This is a genomic window from Streptomyces sp. NPDC005402 (assembly GCF_040606575.1).
GTDB lineage: Bacteria > Actinomycetota > Actinomycetes > Streptomycetales > Streptomycetaceae > Streptomyces.
Genome location: NZ_JBEXFB010000004.1, coordinates 207,576 through 231,711 on the forward strand (window position 1 = coordinate 207,576; position 24,136 = coordinate 231,711).

Annotated in this window: 20 protein-coding genes; 10 read left to right on the plus strand and 10 right to left on the minus strand. The window is 70.8% G+C overall.

Annotation, left to right across the window (positions count from 1 at the left end):
* The first annotated feature begins 163 nt into the window (after positions 1-163).
* The 3 genes from pulA to ABZT02_RS09385 all read left to right on the plus strand — a co-directional run bounded on the left by pulA (position 164) and on the right by ABZT02_RS09385 (position 7,644).
* Positions 164-5,569: a pullulanase-type alpha-1,6-glucosidase gene (gene pulA / locus ABZT02_RS09375; RefSeq protein ID WP_356015871.1), complete on the plus strand. Its 5,406-nt coding sequence runs from the start codon at positions 164-166 to the stop codon at positions 5,567-5,569.
* A gap of 73 nt (positions 5,570-5,642) precedes the next feature.
* Positions 5,643-7,262 carry a fused response regulator/phosphatase gene (locus tag ABZT02_RS09380; RefSeq protein WP_356015872.1) on the plus strand — a complete coding sequence of 540 codons (1,620 nt, stop codon included), beginning with the start codon at positions 5,643-5,645 and terminating at the stop codon, positions 7,260-7,262.
* 28 nt (positions 7,263-7,290) lie between these two features.
* Positions 7,291-7,644 (plus strand): isomerase, encoded by a 354-nt coding sequence (locus ABZT02_RS09385; RefSeq protein WP_356015873.1) that lies wholly within the window; start codon positions 7,291-7,293, stop codon positions 7,642-7,644.
* On the opposite strand, the gene ABZT02_RS09390 is transcribed toward ABZT02_RS09385, so the two are convergent.
* The 3 genes from ABZT02_RS09390 to ABZT02_RS09400 all read right to left on the minus strand — a co-directional run bounded on the left by ABZT02_RS09390 (position 7,641) and on the right by ABZT02_RS09400 (position 10,993).
* Positions 7,641-8,330 carry a TetR/AcrR family transcriptional regulator gene (locus ABZT02_RS09390; protein ID WP_356015875.1) on the minus strand — a complete coding sequence of 230 codons (690 nt, stop codon included), beginning with the start codon at positions 8,328-8,330 and terminating at the stop codon, positions 7,641-7,643. The genes ABZT02_RS09385 and ABZT02_RS09390 overlap by 4 nt on opposite strands.
* Before the next feature lie 97 nt (positions 8,331-8,427).
* Positions 8,428-10,383, minus strand: coding sequence for a hypothetical protein (locus ABZT02_RS09395; RefSeq protein ID WP_356015878.1), 1,956 nt, complete (start codon positions 10,381-10,383; stop codon positions 8,428-8,430).
* Between the two features lie 109 nt (positions 10,384-10,492).
* Positions 10,493-10,993 carry a tetratricopeptide repeat protein gene (locus ABZT02_RS09400; protein WP_356015880.1) on the minus strand — a complete coding sequence of 167 codons (501 nt, stop codon included), beginning with the start codon at positions 10,991-10,993 and terminating at the stop codon, positions 10,493-10,495.
* A gap of 129 nt (positions 10,994-11,122) precedes the next feature.
* Here ABZT02_RS09400 and ABZT02_RS09405 point away from each other — a divergent pair, with 129 nt between their 5' ends.
* Positions 11,123-11,557: a hypothetical protein gene (locus ABZT02_RS09405; RefSeq protein ID WP_266381194.1), complete on the plus strand. Its 435-nt coding sequence runs from the start codon at positions 11,123-11,125 to the stop codon at positions 11,555-11,557.
* A 59-nt stretch (positions 11,558-11,616) separates the two neighbouring features.
* Here the strand turns inward: ABZT02_RS09405 and ABZT02_RS09410 are convergent, their stop codons facing one another.
* The 3 genes from ABZT02_RS09410 to ABZT02_RS09420 all read right to left on the minus strand — a co-directional run bounded on the left by ABZT02_RS09410 (position 11,617) and on the right by ABZT02_RS09420 (position 15,290).
* Positions 11,617-13,191, minus strand: coding sequence for a DUF1996 domain-containing protein (locus ABZT02_RS09410; protein WP_356015881.1), 1,575 nt, complete (start codon positions 13,189-13,191; stop codon positions 11,617-11,619).
* Between the two features lie 183 nt (positions 13,192-13,374).
* Positions 13,375-14,028: a response regulator transcription factor gene (locus ABZT02_RS09415; protein ID WP_356015883.1), complete on the minus strand. Its 654-nt coding sequence runs from the start codon at positions 14,026-14,028 to the stop codon at positions 13,375-13,377.
* A complete protein-coding gene (locus tag ABZT02_RS09420) occupies positions 14,019-15,290 on the minus strand; it encodes a sensor domain-containing protein (RefSeq protein WP_356015885.1) in 1,272 nt (423 codons plus the stop codon). Before ABZT02_RS09420 ends, ABZT02_RS09415 begins: the two co-directional genes overlap by 10 nt.
* 256 nt (positions 15,291-15,546) lie before the next feature.
* Between ABZT02_RS09420 and glnII the strand changes: the two genes are divergently transcribed.
* The 4 genes from glnII to ABZT02_RS09440 all read left to right on the plus strand — a co-directional run bounded on the left by glnII (position 15,547) and on the right by ABZT02_RS09440 (position 19,538).
* On the plus strand, positions 15,547-16,575 hold the full coding sequence (glnII, locus tag ABZT02_RS09425; RefSeq protein WP_356015887.1) for a glutamine synthetase: 1,029 nt from the start codon (positions 15,547-15,549) through the stop codon (positions 16,573-16,575).
* An 85-nt stretch (positions 16,576-16,660) separates the two neighbouring features.
* A complete protein-coding gene (locus ABZT02_RS09430) occupies positions 16,661-17,602 on the plus strand; it encodes a hypothetical protein (protein ID WP_356015889.1) in 942 nt (313 codons plus the stop codon).
* Between the two features lie 303 nt (positions 17,603-17,905).
* Positions 17,906-18,466, plus strand: coding sequence for a winged helix-turn-helix domain-containing protein (locus tag ABZT02_RS09435; protein ID WP_356015890.1), 561 nt, complete (start codon positions 17,906-17,908; stop codon positions 18,464-18,466).
* Positions 18,467-18,530: 64 nt separating this feature from the next.
* On the plus strand, positions 18,531-19,538 hold the full coding sequence (locus ABZT02_RS09440; protein WP_356015892.1) for an NAD-dependent epimerase/dehydratase family protein: 1,008 nt from the start codon (positions 18,531-18,533) through the stop codon (positions 19,536-19,538).
* Between the two features lie 26 nt (positions 19,539-19,564).
* On the opposite strand, the gene ABZT02_RS09445 is transcribed toward ABZT02_RS09440, so the two are convergent.
* Complete coding sequence (locus ABZT02_RS09445; protein ID WP_356015893.1) at positions 19,565-20,014, minus strand: MarR family transcriptional regulator; 450 nt, start codon at positions 20,012-20,014, stop codon at positions 19,565-19,567.
* 67 nt (positions 20,015-20,081) lie between these two features.
* Between ABZT02_RS09445 and ABZT02_RS09450 the strand changes: the two genes are divergently transcribed.
* On the plus strand, positions 20,082-20,951 hold the full coding sequence (locus tag ABZT02_RS09450; protein WP_356015895.1) for an alpha/beta fold hydrolase: 870 nt from the start codon (positions 20,082-20,084) through the stop codon (positions 20,949-20,951).
* A gap of 2 nt (positions 20,952-20,953) precedes the next feature.
* Here ABZT02_RS09450 and ABZT02_RS09455 read toward each other — a convergent pair whose 3' ends face one another.
* Both ABZT02_RS09455 and ABZT02_RS09460 read right to left on the minus strand, forming a co-directional pair.
* Positions 20,954-21,622 carry a hypothetical protein gene (locus ABZT02_RS09455; RefSeq protein WP_356015896.1) on the minus strand — a complete coding sequence of 223 codons (669 nt, stop codon included), beginning with the start codon at positions 21,620-21,622 and terminating at the stop codon, positions 20,954-20,956.
* A gap of 106 nt (positions 21,623-21,728) precedes the next feature.
* The gene (locus ABZT02_RS09460; protein WP_356015897.1) at positions 21,729-22,091 is read right to left on the minus strand and encodes an arsenate reductase family protein; all 363 of its coding nucleotides are present in this window, start codon (positions 22,089-22,091) and stop codon (positions 21,729-21,731) included.
* A 163-nt stretch (positions 22,092-22,254) separates the two neighbouring features.
* On the opposite strand from ABZT02_RS09460, the gene ABZT02_RS09465 reads away from it, so the two are divergent.
* A complete protein-coding gene (locus ABZT02_RS09465) occupies positions 22,255-22,569 on the plus strand; it encodes a hypothetical protein (RefSeq protein WP_356015898.1) in 315 nt (104 codons plus the stop codon).
* Positions 22,570-22,798: 229 nt separating this feature from the next.
* On the opposite strand, the gene ABZT02_RS09470 is transcribed toward ABZT02_RS09465, so the two are convergent.
* Entirely contained in the window at positions 22,799-23,992 is a 1,194-nt protein-coding gene (locus ABZT02_RS09470; protein WP_356015900.1) for a winged helix DNA-binding domain-containing protein, read from the minus strand.
* Positions 23,993-24,136 lie beyond the last annotated feature (144 nt).

A 24,136-nucleotide genomic window follows, 5' to 3' on the forward strand; every position in this document is an offset into this window, starting at 1 on the left:
ATGGGAGCGCTCTAACCCCCTTCGTGAAGAAGTGCGTCATGCACGTTCCGGCGCTGAAAGTTCTTTCCTGCTGTTTCAGGACTCTTGCTGTAATCCTTACGGCGGCGATACGGTCACGCGGGGTCGGACCCGCAGAGCCGTACATCGCAAGGAGTCCACGTCTGTGATACCGAGATGGCCGGTGCCGTCCAGGCGCCGCACCACGCATGCCGGACGGGTCGCCGCGGTCACCGTGACCGCGCTGGCCGCAGCGCTCGTCCAGCCGCTGTCCGCCCGGGCGGACACCCCGCCGCCACCGCCCTCCGACGCGAAACTCGCCGCGGAACCGGCACGGCACGACGACACCCGTGAGCAGTTCTACTTCGTCCTGCCGGACCGCTTCGCCAACGGCGACACCTCGAACGACCGGGGCGGGCTCACCGGTTCACGGCTGAGCACCGGCTACGACCCCACCGACAAGGGCTTCTACCAGGGCGGCGACCTCAAGGGCCTCACGAAGCGGCTCGACTACATCAAGGGCCTCGGCACCACCTCCATCTGGATGGCCCCGATCTTCAAGAACCGGCCCGTCCAGGGCACGGGGGCCAACGCCTCCGCCGGATACCACGGTTACTGGATCACCGACTTCACCCAGGTCGACCCGCACTTCGGCACCAACAAGGACCTTCAGACCCTCATCTCCAAGGCCCACGCCAAGGGCATGAAGGTCTTCTTCGACGTCATCACCAACCACACGGCCGACGTCGTCGACTACGAGGAGAAGTCCTACGACTACCTGTCCAAGGGCGCCTTCCCGTATGTGACGAAGGACGGCGAACCGTTCGACGACGCGGACTACGCGTCCGGCGTCCGCAAGTTCCCGGCGGTGGACGCCGACTCCTTCCCCCGTACGCCCACAGTCACCGGCACGGGCGCCAAGGTCCCCTCCTGGCTCAACGACCCGACGATGTACCACAACCGCGGCGACTCCACCTACGCCGGCGAGTCCACGACCTACGGCGACTTCTCCGGCCTCGACGACCTGTGGACCGAGCGCCCCGAGGTCGTCTCCGGCATGGAGAGGATCTACCAGCGCTGGGTCAGGGACTTCCGTATCGACGGCTTCCGGATCGACACCGTGAAGCACGTGAACATGGAGTTCTGGACCCAGTGGGCCACGGCCCTCGACGCCTACGCGGCCAAGCACGGCCGGAAGAACTTCTTCATGTTCGGCGAGGTCTACTCCGCCGACCCGTCGATCACCGCGCCGTACGTCACCCAGGGCCGCCTCGACGCCACGCTGGACTTCCCCTTCCAGGAGGCCGCCCGGCAGTACGCCTCCCAGGGCGGCAGCGCACAGAAACTCGGATCCGTCTTCGGCGACGACTACAAGTACACGACCGACAAGGCCAACGCCTACGAGCAGGTCACCTTCCTCGGCAACCACGACATGGGCCGCATCGGGTACTTCCTCAACCAGGACAACCCCAAGGCCACCGACGCCGTACTGCTCGCCAAGGACAAGCTCGCCAACGAGCTGATGTTCCTCAGCCGCGGCAACCCGGTCGTCTACTACGGCGACGAACAGGGCTTCACCGGCGCCGGCGGCGACAAGGACGCCCGCCAGACGATGTTCGCGTCCACAACGGCCGACTACCTCGACGACGACGAGATCGGCACCGACCGCACCCACGCGAGCGACGCGTACGACACGAGCGCGCCGCTGTACCGGCAGATCGCGGCACTGGCGAAGCTCCGCAAGGCCAACCCGGCGCTGGCGGACGGCGTCCAGGAGGAGCGGTACGCGGCGGACGGGGCGGGGGTGTACGCCTTCTCGCGCACCGACGCGAAGACCGGCACCGAGTACGTCGTCGCCTTCAACAACGCGGGCGAGGCCAAGTCGGCCACCTTCGCGACCGGTTCGGCGAACATGGCCTTCAAGGGTGTCTACGGCGGCGCATCGAGCGTCACCTCCGACGCCGACAAGAAGATCACCGTCACCGTCCCCGCAGGTTCCGCGATCGTCCTCGAGGCGGCCGGCACGCTCGCCGAGCCCGCCACCGAGCCGACGCTCACCCTGAAGGCCCCGGCCGCCGGCGCCACCGGCACCGTCGAGCTCACCGCCGACGTGGACGGCGGACAGCTCGACCGGGTCGTCTTCGCGGCACAGGTCGGGAACGGCAAGTGGCGGACGTTGGGCTCCGCCGACCACGCGCCCTACAAGGTCACGCAGGTCATCGGCAAGGACGTACCGGCCGCAACGGCATTGCGCTACAAGGCGGTTGTCGTCGACTCGACGGGACGCACCGCGTCAGCGGCAGCGGAGTCCGTGACCGGCACCCCGCCCGCCGAGGAGCCCCCCACCGCGTCCTCCCGCGACTACGCGGTCGTCCACTACAAGCGCACCGACGGTGACTACGCCGACTGGGGTCTGTACGCCTGGGGCGACCTCGCCGACGGCGAGTCCACGACCTGGCCCGACAGCCACCTCTTCACCGGCCGGGACGCGTACGGCGCCTTCGCCTACGTCAAGCTGAAGCCCGGCGCCTCGAACGTCGGCTTCCTCGTCATCGACAAGGACGGCGACAAGGACGTCTCCACCGACCGCACGATCGACGTCACCAAGACCGGCGAGGTGTGGATCGAGCAGGGCAAGGACACCGTACGGACGGAACGCCCCGACTACCCGGCACCGGACAAGTCGAAGGCGGTCGTCCACTACCACCGCGCCGACGGGAACTACGACGGCTGGGGGCTGCACGTCTGGACGGGCGCCGCGAACCCCACCGACTGGTCGAAGCCGCTGGAGCCGGTGCGGACCGACTCCTACGGCGCGGTGTACGAGGTACCTCTCAACGACGGTGCCACGAGCCTCAGTTACATCATCCACAAGGGCGACGAGAAGGACCTGCCCACCGACCAGTCCCTGGACCTCACGGCGAACGGCCACGAGGTGTGGCTGCTGAACGGCCAGGAGAAGTACCTGCTGCCGCAGCCCGCCGGGTCCGCCGCCGCGCTCGACCTCACCACCTCCAAGGCGGTCTGGATCGAACGGAACACGGTCGCCTGGAACGGCTCCGAGGCGGCCGCTTCCACCCAGCTGCTGTACTCCCACGACGGCTCGATCACCGTCGACGGCGGAACCCTGACCAGCGACGACGAGCGGTGGCTGCGGCTCACCAAGACCACCCTCAGCGATGCCCAGAAGGCCAGGTTCCCGCAGCTGAAGGACTACACGGCCTGGTCCGTCGACCCACGTGACCGCGACCGCGTACGCCAAGCCCTCAGCGGCCAGCTCGTCGCCTCCCAACGGGCCGCGAACGGTGCCGTCCTGACGGCGACCGGCGTCCAGATCGCCGGCGTGCTCGACGACCTGTACCCGAAGGCGGCGACGGCAGACCTCGGGCCGACGTTCAGCAAGGGGCGCCCGACGCTCGCGGTCTGGGCGCCGACCGCGCAGTCGGTGAAGCTCGAACTCGACGGCTCCACGGTCGCCATGAAACGCGACTCCACCACCGGCGTCTGGTCCGTCACCGGCCCGGGGTCCTGGAAGGGCAAGCCCTACCGGTATGTCGTGAAGGTGTGGGCGCCCAGCGTCCAAAAGGTCGTCACCAACAAGGTCACCGACCCCTACTCGGTCGCCCTCACCACCGACTCCGCGCGCAGTCTCGTCGTCGACCTGGACGACAGGTCCCTCGCCCCGGGCGGCTGGTCGACGTACACCAAGCCCAAGGCCGTGCCCCTCAAGGACGCCGAGATCCAGGAACTGCACATCCGGGACTTCTCGGTGGCGGACAGGACCGTGCCCGCGAAGGACCGGGGCACCTACCTCGCCTTCACCGACAAGGGCAGCGACGGCTCGCAGCACCTCAAGGCGCTCGCGAAGTCGGGGGCGAGCTACGTGCACCTCCTGCCCGCGTTCGACATCGCGACGATCCCCGAGAAGAAGTCCGACCGGGCGACCCCCGACTGCGACCTCGCCTCCTACCCGGCCGACTCCGACCGGCAGCAGGAGTGCGTGGCCAAGGCCGCCGCGAAGGACGCCTACAACTGGGGCTACGACCCGTACCACTACACCGTCCCGGAGGGTTCGTACGCGACCGATCCGGACGGCACCGGGCGTACGGTCGAGTTCCGGAAGATGGTCAAGTCCCTGAACGACGACGGCCTGAGGGTCGTCATGGACGTCGTCTACAACCACACCGCGGCGAGCGGGCAGGCCGCCACGAGCGTGCTCGACCGGATCGTGCCCGGCTACTACCAGCGGCTCCTCGCCGACGGCTCGGTCGCCAACAGCACCTGCTGTGCGAACACGGCCACCGAGAACGCCATGATGGGCAAGCTGGTCGTCGACTCCCTCGTCACCTGGGCCAGGGAGTACAAGGTCGACGGCTTCCGCTTCGACCTCATGGGCCACCACCCCAAGGCCAACATCCTGGCCGTGCGCAAGGCCCTCGACGCGCTGACGCTCAAGAAGGACGGCGTCGACGGCAAGAAGATCATCCTCTACGGGGAGGGCTGGAACTTCGGCGAGGTCGCCGACGACGCCCGTTTCGTGCAGGCCACGCAGAAGAACATGGCCGGGACCGGCATCGCGACCTTCTCCGACCGAGCCCGTGACGCCGTACGCGGCGGCGGCCCCTTCGACGAGGACCCGGGCGTCCAGGGCTTCGCGTCCGGGCTGTACACGGACCCCAACTCCTCGAAGAACAACGGCACTCCGGAGGAGCAGAAGGCCCGCCTGCTCCACTACCAGGACCTCATCAAGGTGGGTCTGTCCGGCAACCTCGCCAAGTACCGCTTCACCGACACCGACGGCAAGGAGGTCACCGGCGCCCAGGTCGACTACAACGGGCAGCCCGCCGGATACGCGCAGGCGCCGGGTGATGCCCTCGCCTACGCCGACGCGCACGACAACGAGTCCCTGTTCGACGCGCTGACGTACAAACTGCCCGTCGGCACCAGCGCCTCCGACCGGGCCCGGATGCAGGTCCTCGCGCTGGCCACGGCCGCCCTCTCGCAGGGCCCGGCGCTCTCCCAGGCGGGCACCGACCTGCTGCGTTCCAAGTCCCTGGACCGCAACTCCTTCGACAGCGGCGACTGGTTCAACGCGATCCACTGGAACTGCCAGGACGGCAACGGCTTCGGCCGCGGACTGCCCCCGGCGGCCGACAACGCGTCCAAGTGGCCGTACGCCAGGCCGCTGCTGGGCTCGGTGAAGGTCGGCTGCGCGCAGATCGAGGGGGTGTCGGCCGCGTACCGGGACCTGCTGCGGATCCGTACGACACAGAAGGCGTTCTCGCTCGGCACGGCGGACCAGGTGCAGTCCCGGCTGTCCTTCCCGCTGTCCGGCAAGGAGGAGGCACCCGGTGTGATCACGATGGAACTCGGTGACCTGGTCGTCGTCTTCAACGCGACACCGAAGGCACAGAGCCAGCGGGTCGACGCCCTGGCCGGAAGCACCTACCGGCTGCACCCCGTGCAGGAGGCAGGGGCGGACTCTACCGTCAAGGAGGCGTCCTACGACAAGAAATCCGGCACGTTCGCCGTTCCGGCGCGAACCGTGGCCGTTTTCGTCCGCCATGCCTAGTTGAAGGCATTACCTTGGTGGAGCAGACCCCGAACCCCGGTCTGCTCCACCGGTGTTGCCCGAGGGGTGACGGATGGACGCAAAAGACAAGCTGACCGGCACGACCGTGATGGTCGTGGACGACGTGGAGGCCAGCCGGTACGCCGTGGGCACCGTGCTGAGCCGTGCCGGGCACCGGGTCGTACCGGTCGCCACCGGCGGCGAGGCCCTCGCCGAGCTCGACACCCGGCTGCTCAAGGGCACCCTGCCGGACGTGGCGCTGGTCGATGTCGGGCTGCCCGACATGAGCGGCTTCGACCTGTGCCGACTGTTCAAGGAACGCCCGCACACGGCCGGGATGCCCGTCGTGCACTTCTCGGCCTCCGCCGTGCCTCCCACCGTGCACTGTGCGGGCATGGACACCGGCGTCGAGGCCTATCTGAAGGTGCCCGCCGAGCCGCTGGAGATCGAGGCCGTCGTTCGGGCCGCCGTACGCAACGCGCAACTGCGGGCCGGTGACCGGGCACTGGTACGACGGCTCACCCTGCTGTCCGAGACGATCGTCACCATCCAGTCGGCGCGCACCCTCCAGGAGCTCTCGGTCGCGGCCGCCGAGGGGCTCTCGCGGCTCACCGGCACCCCCGCCGCCGTCTTCGTCCTCGACCAGGACGACATGCTCTACCGCGGGCTGTCCCGCGACCGCATCCCCGTCGCACTGCCCGACGAGGACGCCGACCGGGCCGTGGCCACCCTGCTGCGCCGGCTCACCCGGGGGCAGGCCGGAGTACAGCTCACCACCGTGCCGGCACCGCTGTGGCCCGCCGGGTTCTTCCGGCCCGGCGTCGAGCACGACGCCCGCCTCGCGCTCGTCGTCACCCAGGACGGCCGGGCCCCGGTGTGCCTCGCCGCACCGGCGCGCGGGATGCGCAGGGTAGGTCCGGAGGGCGAGGCCCTGCTGGCGCAGCTCGCACAGGCCACCGCGCTGGCCGCCGAGCCGCTGCTCATGTACAAGGTCGAGCGGCATGTCGCCCTCACCCTCCAGCACAGCTTCCTGCCCCAGCCGCACAAGTTGCCCGAACTGCCCGGCATCGACGTCGTGGTCCGTTACGTCCCCGCCTCCCGGCAGACCGAGATCGGCGGTGACTTCTATGCCGCGCTGCGCGTGGACGAGGGCGTGCTGACCGCGGTCGGTGATGTCGTCGGGCACTCGCTGGACGCGGCGACCGTCATGGTCGAGCTCCGGCACGCGCTGCGCGCCTACGCCGTCGACGAGAGCGACCCGGCCGTCCTCGCCGAGCGCCTCGACCGGACGCTGCGGCGCTATCACCCCGACACCACGGCCACCGTCTGCCTGGCCCTGATCGACCCGGACACCGGGCGTACCCGGATCGCCAATGCCGGCCACATCCCGCCGCTGATCGTCCGCGACGACGGCACCGCCGACTACGCCGAGGCGGCGGGACCGCTGCTCGGGGTCGGCCTGCCCCATCCGCCGGCCACCGAGCTGTTCCTCGAACCCAGCGACCGGCTCCTCATGGTCACCGACGGCCTCATCGAGACCCGCGGCACCGACCTCACGGCCTCCCTGGAACAGCTGCGCGCAGCCTCCTCCGGTGCCCTTCCCGGCCTGGACGCCCTGTGCGACACCCTCCTGGACACCTTCGGCCATGACCGGGAGGACGACATCGCCATGCTGGCGCTGCGGCTAGGGTGACCTGTGTCGCCGTAGAACAGGAGTGCCCATGCCGCAGATCACCGTCGAACGCTCCCCGCATCTCGACCATGTGGACTGGGAGGAGTTCGCCCTGGCACTGCACCCGGTCGTCGTCGAGACGGCGGCCGCGAAGCTGGAGGCGTGCAAGACGCGGGTGCTGCGCAGCGAGGACGAGGCGGTGGGCGGCGAGAAGGACAACCACGCGATCGTGAACGTCACGCTCGCCCTGCTCGCCGGACGGTCCGAGGAGACCAAGGCGAAGCTCACCGAGGCCGTCGTGGAACTGCTGCGCAAGCACGTCGGACCCGCGGACGGCCTCACCGTGCACCTCTCCGCGGAGGTGCGCGACCTGGACGCCTCCTACACCAAGGCCGTGCTCTAGGAGGCCAGCGCGATCAGCCGGGCCGCCAGGTCGGTGAACGGGCCGTCGTGCGGCTCGTCCTTCAGCATGTGGCGCAGCAGCGCGGTCATCTCCTCGTCGAAGGCCGCGCTCACCGCGGCCAGCGCGGCGAAGTCGTGGACGAGTTGGATCTCCAGTTCGGCACGCGGGATACGGCGGCCGTCCAGCCAGATCAAGGCCGTCGACTCGACGAGCGAGATCCAGGAGCGGACGACCAGTTCCAGTCGCGCGGGTGGATCGTCCACGCGCAGATGCGAAAGGATCTGGTCGTAGGCGACCTGCCGTACGGAGTCGATGAGCGCGTTCGTCGCCGACGAGCCGACCGCCGGGCCGCCGCGCATCAACGCGGAGAAACCCGGCCCGTGTTCGTCCACGAAGTCGAAGAACCGGCGCATCACCCGCAGCAGCCGACTGCCCAGCGGCCCCTCGTGCGGCTCCTCGAACCGGCTCGCCAGATCCTGTGCCGCCCGCTGCAACGCGGCCTCGTACAGGCTGAGTTTGCCGGGGAAGTAGTGGTAGACCAGCGGCCGCGAGATACCGGCCGCCGACGCTATCTCGTCGATGGAGACCTCGTCGGGCGAGCGGCGGGCGAACAGTTCGAGGGCGACGCCGATCAACTGCTGACGCCGTTCCTCGACTCCCATTCTTCGACGGACCCCGGTTGTCATACGAACACCTTACCGATCGGATCCGGCCGCGAACGGGCCGGTTCGGCCAGCGGTGTTCACCTGTCCGGCACCAGTCGGGCCACGGGGGGACGAAGCCCTACCGCAGCCCGCTGACCGTCCGCCCGTCCTCCAGGATCCCCTTCAGCTCGGCCCGGCCCCCCTGCTTCGCCTTCACCGCCAGCAGGTGGCCCCGGGCGGAACCCGTCACCCCGCCCGTGGCGCTGATCGACGACGTCCCCCGGCTCCCCGCCGCCAGCAGGTACCAGGAGCCGGCCCCCGACTTCCACAGCACCCCGGCCAGCACCTGAGGGTCCTTCGCCCCGCACGCCGGCACGTTCTCGGCCTTCGCCGCGACCGCCCCGTACGTCGAGCCCGGGGTGTGGAACTGGGCCAGCACCCGCTCCCCGCCGCCCTGCCAGGTCTCGGCCCTGGTGCACACCCAGTCGGCCGTCCCGGTCGCGTCGGGCAGCGGCTGCGAGGCGTAGGTCCAGGTGTTCACACTGCGCACGCCCGAGGAGCGCATCGCACCGAGCGAGCAGGCGTACGGCGCCCAGGCGCGCAGCCCTCCGGCTCCGGACGCGTCCTTCGCGGACCCGGGGCGGCCGGTGGTGAGGCGGGCCGGGACCAGTTCGCCGAGGTCGGTCAGCAGCCGGGTGCCGGAGGCGTCCGTCAGCTGGAGTACGTTCCAGGAGGTGCAGGCGCCGCTCTGCGCGGGCCCCGGCATCGGCGCGGTGGCACCGCCGGTCAACGGCAGGTCCGTGGCGCCGGAGCCCGGCTTCAGCAGGTCCCGCTCGGCGGCCTTCGTCACCCAAGGGGCCGTCAGATAGCGGATGTTGCCGTCGGCCCGGCCCAGGACGACCGCGCCCGCCCCGGCCCGGTCCGCGCCGTCGACCCGGGCGAAGTCGAGGGCGGCCCCCTTGGTGCCGTCCCGCGGCTCGGCGTAGCGGACGATGCGCAGACCGTCGTGGAGGAGCACCACGCGCGCGCTGTCGACGGTCCCGGCGTACAGAAGCTGCGGCGGGCCGGAGGGGCCGCCGGACGGGGTGCCGGGGGTCGCGGAGACCTGCACGTTCTCACCGGGGCGGGCCCAGACGGCGAGGGCGCGGCGCAGCAGGGCGCTGTCGCCGGTGAGGTCGCCGCGCGCGGGCCACACCGAGAAGTCGGTGCGCGCCGAGGACTCCCACGCGGCGGCCGGGACCTTGAGCAGCAGGGCCGGGTCCAGGGCGGCCCGGGCGGCGGGGTTCTGCGCGTAGGGGGGCGCGGCGGCGCCGTCGGGACCCCAGCCGTCGCCGGGCAGGCCGAGCAGCGCCCCGCACACGGCGGCGGCCGCGGCGGCGGCGAGCGCGGCCTTCATGTGCTGCCTGCGCCGCATCAGGTCGGTGGGGCGGGCCTGGAGCGAACAGGGGTCGAACTCGGGGGAGTCGAGGAGGGCGTACCGGTCCCCGGCGGAGGTGCTCTCTGCGGAGGTGCTCTCTGCGGAGCCGGCCTCGTCCAGCGCCGCGTCCACGTCGGCCACGCCGGCGGCCGTCAGGATTTCGCGTAGGTCGCCGTCGGGGAGCTTCTCCAGACCGCGCAGGACGAAGGCGGCGCGGGCCGGACCCGACATGGCCGACAGGCGCTGGTCCAGGACGAGTTCGTCGGCGCCGCCGGAACGCGGGAAGAGCTTGAGGCCCCACACCTGGGGGAGCAGCGGCGGGAGCTGGGAGCGCTTGGGCCACGCCCTGCGCCGGAGTGGCAGGCCGGCCTCCAGTGCCGTCCGCACCACCTGGAGGCGGACGAAGGCGTAACCGGGGTCGCCCTCGCGGCCGGCCGACTGGGCCGGGATCACGGGCGTCGCCGTGCGGCCCCGGGGCAGGGCACGCTGGGCGAGGGCGTGCGCGGTCAGGACCCGGCGGCCCCGGCCGAGTCCCGGCGGCAGTACCAGATAGGCGAGCCGGACCAGCCGGGGGTAGTGCTCGACCAGTGCGGCCTCGGCCTGCTCGACATCGACGACGGGGTCGGCGGCGGAGCCGGAAGCGGGGGCGGGGCGCGGGGCGACATCCTGTGACTGCACGTTCAGCAGAACGAGCGAATCGCCGGTTGGTCACCGCCGCCGTCGCGTCCCGCGTCTTCCGCGCCTCTGCGGCACAGCGCAACACGTGATCATCGCCGCTCGGGCGAGTTCAGTCGGCCGGTTCGACCAGGGCGCGCGCGTAGTTGGCCATCGACCGCTGGTAGCGCGGCAGATGGGGGGCGAGCGCGCCCAGGACCAGTGACAGCCCCTCGCGGTCGCGGCCGAGGCTGGACAGACACAGGGCGAGGGTGGCGCGTACGGCGTCGTCCAACTCGTCGGAGGGGCCGTCCAGTTCGGGCGTGAGCAGCTTGACGCCCTCCTCCGCCTGTCCGATGTTCCTCAGCGAACTGGACAGCTGGATCTTGGCGCGCCGCCCCTTGTATCCGCGCAGCCCCTTCGCGAGCGCCTCCCGGTACAGCGGGGCGGCCTTGTCGGAGTGCCCCGTCGAGTCCCAGGCACAGGCCCGCTCGAAGGGGCCGTCCGGGCTGCCGTCCGGCAACTCGGCCACGAGCGCGTCGATCACGGCCCGGAACTCGGCCGCCCGCTCCTCGGGGAAGTCGTCGAAGGTGTCCCACGCGGCGGTCACTCGCTTTTCCCAGTCCTCGTTCACCGGCACACTTTCGCACAGCCGTACCCGTGACGACACCAGGATTTGAGCGTCCCGCGCCCCACAGCCGTATGGGAGGAGACGGACCCCCGCCGGGGCCCGTCCGACGTGACCCCGTGACCGGAGGAACAGATGAGGTTGACCCGACCGATGCTCGCGCTGACCGGCGCGGCCGCGGTGCTGGCGCTGGCGGGCTGCGGATCCGGTGGTGACGCGAAGGCCGCCGCGGTGCCGTCCGCGGCCACCGGCAGCCTGGAGCACCTGGCCGCCGAGGTGAAGTGCACGCCCAACATCCAGATCGACGCCGACGAACTGCGCCAGGCCGTGTGCAAGAAGGCCAAGGACGCCGACGGCAAGTTCATCCTCGCCACCTTCGCCACCGACCGCGGCCAGCGCGAGTGGATCAACGGCGCCAAGGACTACGGCGGTCACTTCCTGGTCGGCCGCAAGTGGGTCGCCGTCGGTGACACCACCAAGACGGTGACGGTGCTGCGCAAGACGCTCGGCGGGGACATCGAGGAGGGCACGGACCACTCGAAGATGGGCGCCACGCACTCGGCCCACTGAGGACGCGGACACGCGAAAGCCGGCGGTGAGAGATTCTCACCGCCGGCTTTCTCAGTGCGTCACTGGCACTTCTTGCCGGTGTTGATGCAGTTGACCATCTGGTTCATCGTGTTCTGGGAGAAGAAGTTGATGAAGTCGTTGTGGTCGGTGATCGGCTTGTGCAGGTTCTCCGGGAAGGTGTCCACCGCGTACGGGTTGACGACCGTGCCGTTCTGGAGCTTCGGGGCCGGGACGTTGTAGACGAGCCGGACCTGGAGCTGCGGGATCGCCTTGAAGCCGTTGGCGCAGCTGCCGTCCGCCGCGGCGAACGCCACGTGGGTGCGGTGGTTGGCACTGTCGATGTTCTGACCGTCCCAGCAGCTCTGGAAGTTGGTCGTACGCACCACCTGGCTGCCCTGCGGGCAGATCGGGTACTTGTCGTGCAGCTGCACCTTGTTCTCGAAGCCGGTGCAGGACCAGTTCACGTTGGCGTTGGCGTTGCCGTTGACGAAGGCCTTGGCGTCACCGGTGATGATGCGCAGGGCGGTCGGCATCGCGACGACGTTGCCCTTCTTGTTGCCGACGAACTTGATCTGCGCCTGGGAGGCCTGCAGGATCTTGCCGACGTTGCCTTCCTTGCCACCGCCGTCGGCGTTCTGGTCGAAGTCCTGCGTGCCGTTCTGCAGACGCAGCACCGGCCAGAAGTACGAGGACTTGTCGCCCTGGTTCTGGCAGGTGCTCTGGGCCGCCGCCAGTTCCTGGTCGCTCGCGAAGGCGTCGTTGCTCTGGTTGCCGACGTAGTCGTGCAGGTGGTGGGCGCCGTTGGCGACACCGGGGGCCACGATCACGTTGTCCGTGTTGTGGTTCTTGTTCGCGTTGGTGCCGCACTTGGTGGTGAAGGTGCCCCGCGAGCCCGAGTTGCCGTTGGCGGGAAGACCGTTCGCGCCCACACCGAGCTGGGCGTTGCCCTGGACCTTGGTGATGTCCACGAAGTCGGCCGCGACCGGGCCGTTGCCGCCCTGTCCGCCGTTGCCCTGCTGGCCGCCCTGCTGCTGGCCGCCGTTCTGCTGACCACCGTTCTGCTGGCCGCCCTGCTGCTGACCGCCGTTCTGCTGCTGGCCGCCGTTGTTCTGGCCGCCGTTCTGCTGCTGGCCGCCGTTCCCGCCGGCGTTGGTCTGCGCGTTCTGCGTGGTGCAGGCGGCCAACTGGCTGAGCGAGGTGTTGAACTGGCCCCCGACCCGCTGGATGTCGATGCGGATCCGGTCGATCGTGGCCGCCCGCTTCTCCTTCAGGGGACCGACGATGGCGTTCTGGACGAATCCCGAGTCACCCGCCTGGGCCTGTCGCGTCGAGGCGAGCCTGGCGTAGGCCTCGGTGATCTGCTTGTCCAGGTTGGCCAGTTCGGTGGCCACCCCCTGACGCGCGTTCTGAGGCACGTTCGTCAGCTTCTGACCGACGTCGGGGCACGAGATGGTCGCCACCTGCGCGGCGGCGGCCTTGGTCTGGTTCTGGGACCAGCCGTTGTTGTTGGACTCGTGCGCCGAAGCGTAGAAGTTCGCCCAGATCAGCCCGCCCCCACCGAGCGCTAGGGCCGCCGACGCGGCTATGGCCTTGCCGGCCATCGACGAGCGGCGTTTACGTGTATTGCGTCCCATGGAACTCCTCTGACTTCCTTTTTCGGGGCTATCGAGGCGCCCGACAGGAGTGAAGCGGCGCCCTCCCATACGCAGGGCGTCCCAAGGGTGTTCAGCCGTCCCACAAACAAATCAGAGGTTTGCCGGGCCTCAGGGCAGCAACAGCCCCCTGAGCAGCAGGAGTTACAGAGAATGAGGATCTGCTCACCGGCCCCGGTCCAGGAACGCGAGCACCGCCAGAACGCGGCGATTGTCGTCGTCCGACACCTCAAGACCCAGTTTGGTGAAGATGTTGGCGGTGTGTTTGGCGATCGCCCGTTCCGTGACGACGAGCTTGCCGGCGATCGCCGCGTTCGACCGCCCCTGCGCCATCAGTTCGAGCACCTCCCGCTCGCGCGGTGTGATCCGGGCGAGCGGCTGGTCGTCGGCCGCCCGCCGGCTCAGCAGCTGCTGGATCACCTGCGGGTCCATCGCCGTACCGCCCGCCGCGACCCGCCGTACGGCGTCCACGAACTGCTCCGCGTCGAACACCCGGTCCTTGAGCAGATACCCCACCCCGCCGGTGCCGTCGGCGAGCAGCTCGCGCGCGTACAGCTGCTCCACGTGCTGGGAGAGCACCAGCACCGGCAGCCCGGGTCTGTCCCGCCGGGCGTTCAGCGCGCACTGCAGCCCCTCGTCGGTGTGGGTCGGCGGCAGTCGTACGTCGACCACGGCGACGTCCGGTTCCAGCTCGGCCAGCGCACGGGCCAGCTCGGGCCCGCTCTCGACGGCCGCGGCGATCTCGAAGCCGTGGGCCTCCAGGAGCCGGACGAGACCGTCGCGCAGCAGGAAGAGGTCTTCGGCCAGGACTACGCGCAAGGGATCTCCATGGTCACCATGGTGGGACCGCCCGCGGGGGAGCTGACGGCCAGGACGCCGTCGAATGTACCCAGCCGCCGCTCGACCCCGGCCAGCCCCGAACCGGCCGCGACGACCGCGCCGCCCCGGCCGTTGTCGGTGACGGTGATCCGCAGCATCCCCGCCCCTTCTCTCACGTGATGCAGGTCGATCCAGATCCGGTCGGCGCCCGAGTGCTTGACCGCGTTGGTGAGCGCTTCACTGACGGCGAAGTAGGCGGCCGACTCCACGGGGGCGTCCGCGCGACCCGGGAGGTCCACGCTCACCTCCGTCGGGATGGGCATCCTGAGCGCCAACGCCCTTACCGCGTCGCCCAGTCCGCGCTCCGCCAGTACCGGCGGATGGATGCCGCGCACCAGGTCGCGCAGCTCGGCGAGCGCGTCCACGGAGGACTGCCGGGCCTGCGCGAGGAGCCGCTTCGCCTGCGCGGGGTCCTTGTCGAGGAGCATTTCGATGGTGCCGAGATCCATGCCCATGGCGACCAGGCGGGCCTGCGCCCCGTCGTGCAGGTCCCGCTCGATGCGCCGCAGTTCGGCCGCGGAGGTGTCCACGGCGTCCCGGCGGGTCTCGGTGAGGACGCGGACGCGTTCGGCCAACTCGCCCTGTCCGGCGCCGAGTACCGCCCGGGTGAGCCGGAAGTGGAAGGTCAGCAGGCGCGGGGTGAGCGGGGTGAGTGCCAGCAGGGCGATACCCAGGGCGCCGGCGGCGAGTGCGGAGGTCTGGTCGGCGACGCGCACGAAGCCGTACCAGTACCCGCCCGACTCCGCGAGCGGCCGCCACAGCCCGGCCGCGACCGCGAGCCCCTCCAGCGGGTAGAAGACGAGCACGGCGGGCAGCAGGGCGGTCACGAACCCCACCGTCATGTCCACCGGCAGCCACCGCAGGTCCCGCCAGGTCGCCGGGTCGCGCAGCATCCCGAAGGTACGCGACCAGGGGTTGGCGTCCTCGGGTGCCGGCCGGTACGCCGACGGGATCCGCACCCCGCCCCACTCGGCGGCCAGGACCCGCCGCCAGTCCGCGAAGGCCCGCACCCCCGTCAGCACCCAGGGGGTCGTGACCAGCCCGACCCCGATCGGCACGAGCGCGATCGACACCACGGCCAGCGTGAAACCGAGCACCGCCCCCGGCAGCGTCACCAGCGCCAGCGCGAGCCCCCGTGCGGCTGCGAGCCCCAGGACCCGCACCCTCGTACCGATATCGCCGTTCCGCGTCTCGATGGTCATACGGTCAGTCTGGTCGAGGGGGCGAGGGGGGTCACTGGGGCTGGCCGCCCGGCCGGGGGGTGGTGCCAGATACACCGCTCGGCGCGCTCACACAGTGAATCGCGCCACAGCACCACCAGGTAACACGGGGTTCACATTCGAGCAATGACCGGGAAATCGCCTGTTGACAGGCTCGCGGGCATCGAGAGGCGGCGTTTCAGTGCCGCAGCGCCGCAGCACCCGCAGTGCCTAGACACATCCCCGAAGGAAGTGGCCCGTGACCTTCAAGGCTGAGTACATCTGGATCGACGGCACCCAGCCGACGGCCAAGCTCCGTTCCAAGACGAAGATCCTGGCGGACGACGCCAAGGGTGCCGAGCTGGGGATCTGGGGCTTTGACGGTTCCTCCACGAACCAGGCCGAAGGCCACTCCTCGGACCGTGTCCTCAAGCCGGTCTTCTCCTGCCCCGACCCGATCCGCGGCGGCGACGACATCCTCGTCCTGTGCGAGGTCCTCAACATCGACATGACGCCGCACGAGTCCAACACCCGTGCCGCGCTCACCGAGGTCGCCGAGAAGTTCGCCGCCCAGGAGCCGATCTTCGGCATCGAGCAGGAGTACACGTTCTTCAAGGACGGCTACCCCCTCGGCTTCCCCAAGGGCGGCTTCCCGGCCCCGCAGGGCGGCTACTACTGCGGTGTCGGCGCGGACGAGATCTTCGGCCGTGACGTCGTCGAGGCGCACCTGGACAACTGCCTGAAGGCGGGCCTCGCGATCTCCGGCATCAACGCCGAGGTCATGCCCGGCCAGTGGGAGTTCCAGGTCGGCCCGGTCTCCCCGCTGGAGGTCTCCGACCACCTGTGGGTGGCCCGCTGGCTGCTCTACCGCACCGCCGAGGACTTCGGCGTCTCCGCCACCCTGGACCCGAAGCCGGTCAAGGGCGACTGGAACGGCGCGGGCGCGCACACCAACTTCTCCACCAAGGCGATGCGCGAGGGCTACGACGCGATCATCACCGCGTGCGAGTCGCTCGGCGAGGGCTCCAAGCCGCTCGACCACGTCAAGAACTACGGCGCCGGCATCGACGACCGCCTGACCGGCCTGCACGAGACCGCCCCGTGGAACGAGTACTCCTACGGTGTCTCCAACCGCGGCGCCTCGGTCCGTATCCCGTGGCAGGTCGAGAAGGACGGCAAGGGCTACATCGAGGACCGCCGTCCGAACGCCAACGTCGACCCGTACCTGGTGACCCGTCTGATCGTGGACACCTGCTGCTCCGCCCTGGAGAAGGCCGGCCAGGTCTGATCCCCACCGCTTTCCCGAGGGGCGCCCACCGGCCACGGTGGGCGCCCCTCGGCGCGTTGTCAGTGGCGGCTGGCATGGTGGGGCCATGGAGATCGACGGGGGCCTGGCCGTCAAGGCCGAGACGGAGTACGGCGAGACGCTCATCCGCGTGGGCGAGCAGGGGTTGCGGGACCTGGTGCACCGCATCGGGGAGAGCGGCGACCGCTGGCTGGTGCTCCAGCGGATTCCCGACCGCCCGGACGTGTTCGCGCAGGTGTGGCACGAGAGCGGTGGTGTCTACCAGCTGGAGCACCGGGAGAGCCGCGACAGCTTCTCCGGTACGGAACTCACCCATCCGGACGCCGTCGCCGACGCGCTGACGGGCTGGGCCCGCGAGGAGGCGGGCTGGGACACGGGGATCGCCTGGGCGCCGGTCGCGGTCGATCCGCCCGAGGAGGTGCCCGAACTTGCCGCCGAGGTGCGGGAGGAGGTCGAGGCGCACGTCCGTGAGCAGTTGCGATGCGGCTACGACACCCGCGCGACGCTCGCCCGGTCCGCGGAGGAGTGGCTCGCCGACGCCGACGCCGACGCGGACACCGACAGGCGGCCCGTGTCCGCCGCCCAGGCCCGCCTGCTCGTCGACCGGCTCTGGCTGGAGCGCCTGGCCGAACAGGAGACCTGGGAGGGCACGACCGACCCGGAGCGGCTCACCCGCGCCTTCGAGGCGCTGAACACGCGGGGCGTCACCGCCCGCGAGAACTTCACCTGCTGCCGTACCTGCGGCACCGCCGAGATCGGCGCGCAGCGGGCCGAGGGCGATCGCGGCTTCGTGTACTTCCACACGCAGTGCACCGAGAGCGCCGCCGCCGGACAGGGACTGACACTGCTGTACGGCGGTTTCGACGGCTCCGCCGACACCACGGCCGCCGTCGGCCACGAGGTCGTCGCCGCTCTCACCGAGGTCGGCCTGTCCCCGCAGTGGGACGGCGACCCGGGCAGGGCGATCGAGGTCAGGCCCCTGACCTGGCACAGACGCCTGGTGGGTTGAGACCTGGTGGGTGGAGAGGGGCCACGCACATTTCACGCCAAGGAAGTGTCCGAGCAGTGAGAGGAGGCTCCTGTTGGCGGCCGACGTCTGCTTCAATGAGTTCATGGCCAGCTACCGGAAGTGCATCGCGACGGGTCGCCATGACCTCGAGCCCTTCTGGCCTTCCCGTCAGCACCACGACTTCGACCGGGTGTGTTGCCGCGCGATGAACGCGCCGGCCCTCTAAAGCCGTACACCCCGGCCTTCGGCCAGCGCGCAGACGTACGTCCTCCGACGACCCTCTCGCGCGAAAGAGCTGACCTCATGGCGACCCCTCGTTCCCTCTCCACCGCCACCCTCCCCGCCCCGTCCGAGAACGGCGCACGGCAGCGACTCCGAGCCGTCGGCCCGGACGAGGTCCCGCAGGTGGCGGAGTTCCTTCCCCCGGGCGCCACCTGGCTGCCCGCTCCCCAGCACACCCTGCCCAGCCTGCCGGGACAGCCCCCGATGATCGGCTACCTGGTGCTCGTGCCGGCCGACCAGCACCCGCCCTTCCCGCAGGAACCGCGCATCACGGATGCCGACGCCGACGCCCCTCTCGTACGGATCGACACCGGGCAGCGCACAGCCGAGGTGAACGGCAGGCAACTCGACCTCACCTACCTGGAGTTCGAGCTCCTCGCCCACCTCGTCCAGCACCCCCACCGGGTGCACACCCGCGACCAGCTGGTCACCACCGTCTGGGGCTACGGCCACGTGGGCGACGGCCGTACCGTCGACGTCCACATCGCCCGGCTGCGCCGCAAGCTGGGCGCGGAATTCCGGGGCGCGATCCAGACCGTGCGGCGGGTCGGCTACAAGTACACCCCGCCGACCGGCGGCTGAGACCGCGTCTGCCCTCGGCAGATCAGGGTTCCTCCGCACCGCCCCGGCGGGCACAGTCACCGGCATGAGACTTCTTCTGCTGGGCGGTACGGAGTTCGTCGGCCGGGCCGTCGCCGAGGCGGCCCTGGCACACGGCTGGGACGTGACCGTCTTCCACCGGGGACGGCACGCGCCCGTGCCCGGGGTGCGGTCGCTGCACGGCGACCGCACCACGCCCGACGGTCTCACGGCCCTCGCCGAAGAGGGCCCCTGGGACCTGGTCGTGGACACCTGGTCGGCGGCGCCCCGCGCGGTCCGGGACGCGGCACGCCTGCTGCGGGACCGCGCCGACCGGTACGCGTACGTGTCGAGTCGCTCGGTGTACGCCTGGCCGCAGCCGGCCGGGTTCACCGAGGAGGCAACTGTCGTCGAGGGCGCCTCGCCCGACGCGGACCAGACCGACTACGCCCGGGACAAACGGGGCGGTGAACTGGCCGTCCTGGACGCTTTCGGCGCGGACCGCTCGCTGCTCGTGCGGGCCGGCCTGATCCTCGGCCCGTACGAGAACATCGGCCGGCTCCCGTGGTGGCTGGGCCGTATCGCCCGCGGCGGCCCGGTCCTCGCGCCCGGCCCACGGGACCTTCCCCTCCAGTACGTCGATGTCCGCGACCTCGCGCAGTGGGTGCTGGAGGCTTCCGCGGCGGGGCGGAGCGGCCCGTACAACCTGGTCAGTCCGCGGGGTCACACCACGATGGGTGAACTCCTCGACGCCTGCGTGGCCGTGACCGGCGGGCACGCCGAACTGCGCTGGACCGACCCGGACATCGTCCTCGACGCGGGCATCGCCCCGTGGACCGATCTGCCGGTGTGGGTGCCGCCGGACACCGACCTGCACACCACCCTCCACGACGGGGACACCTCCCGGGCCGCGGCGGCGGGCCTGCGCTGCCGTCCGGTCAGCGAGACGGTGGCCGACACCTGGCGCTGGCTGCGGGAGATCGGCGGGGTGGCGCCGCAGCGCCCGGACCGGCCGGTGGTGGGCGTCGATCCGGAGACGGAGGCGAAGGCGCTGGCGGCCGGAGCGCAGGGCTGAGAAGCGGGACTCGGTTCGCGCGGTGGTCAGGCCCCCTCGGCCGCCGCGTCCCGCACCCCCGCCAAGAACCCCCGGATCGCGGCCCGTTCCCCCTCGTCGTAGCCCTGGAGCAGCTCCACCGTCCGCCCGATCAGCGGTCCGAAGAAGGCCTGCCCCAGTTCCACCGCCCGTTCGTCCACCTCGACGACCACCCTGCGCCGGTCCTGGCGCCCCCGTACCCGCCGCACATGACCGGCCCGCTCCAGCCGGTCGATCAGTGAGGTCGTCCCGGCCGAGTTGAGCCCGAGCTCCGCGCCGAGCCGTCCCGCCGTCATCTCCTCGCCCGCGCGGGAGGCGTCCATGAGGGCGATGAGGGCGCGTACGTCCGTCGGGTGCATGGCGTTGCGCTGCGCGAACCGGGCACTGTGCAGGCCGAGTTCGACGGTCACCGCGCGCAGAAGATGGACGATTTCCCTCTCGGGGCCCTGGGACGGCATGTGCACCCTCCGGCTATCATCTCGCTCATCGAGTATCTCGTTGAACGAGATAATACGGGAGGGATCGATGGGCCGGTACGACGGCGACGCGTTCGAGGCCGCCTACGACAAGGTGATGGCCAAGTGGCCCGCCGACCGGGAGGCGTTGCGAGTGCCCACCCCGTTCGGCACGACGTACGTCAACGCGTGCGGCCCGGCCGACGCGCCCCCGCTCGTCCTGCTGCCGGGCGGCGGGGGAGCGACCTCCGCGTCCTGGTACGCCCAGGCCGCCCACCTCGCCCGCACCCGCCGAGTCCTCGCCGTCGACCTGATCGGCGCCCCGGGCCGCAGTGAACCGGTCGCCGACCGTCACCCCCGTACGGTCGCCGACCTCGCCGCCTGGCTGGACGCCCTCCTCGACGGACTCGGCGTCACCCGGGCCGACTTCGGCGGGCATTCCTACGGCGCCTGGATCGCCCTGCACCACGCCCGGCGCGCCCCCGAGCGGATGCGCCGCCTGTTCCTCCTGGACCCGACCCAGTGCTTCGCCGGGTTCAAGGCGGCGTATCTGCTGCACGCCCTGCCGATGCTGCTGCGTCCCACGCCGGCCCGCGTCCGTGCCTTCCTGGAGTGGGAGACCGGGGGAGCGGACGCCCTGGACCCCGACTGGCTCCGCCTCCAGGAGGCCGCCGCCGGCTTCCCCGCCGCCAGGCCGGTCACCGGTCCGCGCCCCGCCCCCGACGCACTGCGCGCCCTGAAGACGCCGGTCCTGCTGCTCGTGGCCGCGAACAGCAGGACTCATGACCACGCGTACGAGGTGACGGCCCAGGCCGGCGAACTGCTGCCGCGGGCGGAGATCGACGTGGTCCCCGGCGTCTCCCACCATGCGCTGCCGCAGTCCGCACCTCCCGAACTGGCCCGCCGCCTCAGCGAGTTCCTAGGTGACGGACGCGATTAGCCTCACCCCACCTTCTCGATCAGGGCCCGGCGGATGAGGAACTTGCCGGGTTCCCGTACCTGTTCGAAGGCCGCGTTGTTGAGCAGGGCACAGCTGCCGGAGACCGAAGTGACCTCCACCGTCGTGGACTTGTTGTTGTCCAGGTTGGTGACCTTCAACTTCGTACCGGCCGGGAACTGGTTGCTGGACGCGGCGGGCGCCCCCGCCTCGCCGGACAGGGTGACGGTCGAGCCGTTGCACACCTGCTGCCCGGAGGCGGCGTTCCCCGCGGGCGGGGCCTGGGAGGCGGGCGGTGCCTGGGAAGCGGCGGGCGCCGACGGGGACGCGGCCTGCGGGGGCTGCCCCGCGGCGGCCTGGGAGCCCTGAGCCGACTCCCCGACCACACAACCGGACGCTTCCTGCTGCACCTTGATCTGTGCGATCACCGCTTCGCGGTTGGCGATCCGGGCCGCCGACTGCGCGTCGGGCGCGGCCCGTTGGCCCTCGATGAACCGCTCGTTGTTGCCGAGCGCGGTGGCCAGACCCTGGCAGACCGTCGACTCCGCCGCCGTCTGCGGAGTAGCGGCGTTCGAGGTGCTGGCCATCACGAAGGCCCCACCACCGGCCACCGCCGCCGCGCTCACCAGCAGCGCGACCTTCTTCTTCGTACCGAGCGTTCTCCTGCGCGACATCCGCGCCTCCTGCGAGTTGGGGAGCGTACGCCGCTATGTACGAGATACCGAACGAGGTTGCTCAGTGGTCGCAGGAGTCCGATGACGTAACCTGCGTCACACCCGGCTATTTCCTGGACAGGGCATCCTGTACGGCGTCATCGGTGCGGGCGACCAGCGCCGAGCCGTCGTCCGCCGTGATGATGGGCCGCTGGATGAGCTTGGGGTGTGCGGCGAGCGCGGCGATCCAGCGGTCGCGCGAACTGTCGTCGCGGGCCCACTCCTTGAGGCCGAGCTCCTTGGCGGCGGCCTCCTGGGTGCGCGTGATGTCCCACGGTTCGAGGCCGAGCCGGTCGAGCACCTCGCGGATCTCGTCCTCGCTCGGGACGTCCTCCAGATAGCGGCGGACGGTGTACTCGGCACCCTCCGCGTCGAGCAGGCTGATCGCGCTGCGGCACTTCGAACAGGCCGGATTGATCCAGATCTCCATGGCACTCACGGTACGCGAAAACCCGTCTTCCACCTGCGTCACAGCACCCCCGAAAGCCTTGTGGCCAGGGGCTTTTGTCAGTGGCGGACGGTAGAATGAAACCAGTGTTCGAGGGCGTCGCCGGAGTCCCGGTGACCGTCCTTACCGCGACAGGAGGATGCCTGTGCCCGCTGCCGCACTGAAGCCGAAGCCGTTCCCGACCCAGTCCACCGCGAAGCACCCCGTGCTGCTCGACCTGCCCTACACCCCCGTGGAGAAGCGCCCGTTGCCGCCGGGCCGTCCCCGCGAGTGGTATGTCACCCACAACCGCCGCCTCAAGGCGATGCGGCTCGCGATCGCCCTGCTCGACTCCGGCGTCTACGTGCCGAACCAGGCCCGCAACGAGACGATCCGGGACACGGCGGAGATGATCGGCGTCCATCCGCCGTCGGACACGACGTGCCACATGGTGCGGGCGCTGATGCGGTACGCGCGCTGATGCGGTACCCGCGCTGAACCGTGATGCCGGGTACCCCTGCGCATGGGGGCACCCGGCATCACGGCCGACCGGCGTGCGCCGTCGGCCGGTGTCATGGGTGGATCCGCGTCGCCCGTCAGCCGGTGCCGCGGCTGATCGGCGTCGTGGCCGATCGGTGTCCGTCGTCCGATCGGCGTCGCGGCCGATCGACGTCGCGGCCGGTAGGCGTTGTCGTCGACCGGTGTCCCGGTCAGTCGGTGGCTTCCGCCAGTTCCTTCTCCAGTGGTGTCCGGAACCGGGGCCGCACCCGTGTCGCCCCCACCCAGTCCCGCAAGCGGGCGGCTTCCACCTCGATGGCCGCCTCCGCCTCGCGTCCCACGCCCTCCGTGTCCAGCAACCGCCAGACGATCTCCCCGTCGGGCCGCTGCGCCCAACCGCCCACCACTCGCCCGTCCCACCACACCGTCGGCCCGACGTTGCCGCTGCGGTCGAACAAGGCGGGCCGCAGAGCGGGCGCCAGATACCAGTCCCGTTGCTGCCAGCCCATCGCCGTCGGATCGAGTCCGGGCAGCAACGCCGCCCAGGGCTCCACGGGTTCCACGACCGGACCGGCGTCGCCGTCCACGACGTACGCCGGGCCCTCGTCGACGGTCACCGGCACCGCGCGGATCGCCGTGAGCGCGCGGCGTACGTCGGTCACCTTCCAGCCCGTCCACCACTTCAGGTCCGCCTCGGTGGCCGGCCCGCACACGGTGAGCCAGCGCCGCAGCAACTCCGCCTGCGCCTCGGCCACATCGAGCTCGGGATGCGGTGGTGCCACCGCCCAGCGGAACTGCGAGGACATCCAGGTGCCGAGCGGCCGGCCGCGGACCACCTTGCCCTCCACACCGAGCACCCTCAGCAGGCGGCTCGCGACGGTGTGGACGCCCTCGTAGCTCTTCCCCGCCGCGTACGCGAACTGCTCCCGCAGCCGCGGCTCGTCCTCGGCGAGCTCCGTCGCCGTCGCCTGCCCGCGCCGGGCGAGCGCGGCCAGCGCCGACTCCTCGACCTCCTTCAGCCAGGTCGCGTCCGGGGCACCCGCCTTCGCCATGTCCTTGATCAGCGCGGCCCGCTCCCGCGCGGCGACCGTGAGTCCGGTCGAGGCGTGCACGACCGCGGTGAGCTCGGTCGGGAACGCGAACACGGTGTGCCGCATCCCGTGCATCCGCACCAGGGACCGGTCCTCGTACAACGCCCGCTCGGTCTCGGCGACGGTCCGGGCGGGATCCGTGAGCCGCGCGCCGATGGCCAGATACACGGTCGCGGGATCGGACCCGTGCAGCGCGACCAGAGCGCCGGCCACCTCCTCCGGACTGCCCACACGAGCCGCCCCGGTCAGCTGCTGCCGCAACGCCAGCCGAGCCCGCCGCTCGCCCACTCCGATGTACCGCTCCCCGTCACCCATGGGCCCATCTTGACGCAGGCCACTGACAACGTGCCCGAAGGGGCGGGTCTGCATCGACATGCGGCGCCGCATATCGATGGACGGCAGATCGCGGCACCCACCGAAGCGGAGCGCGCGCTGTCACCCGATCGCCGTACCCCACAT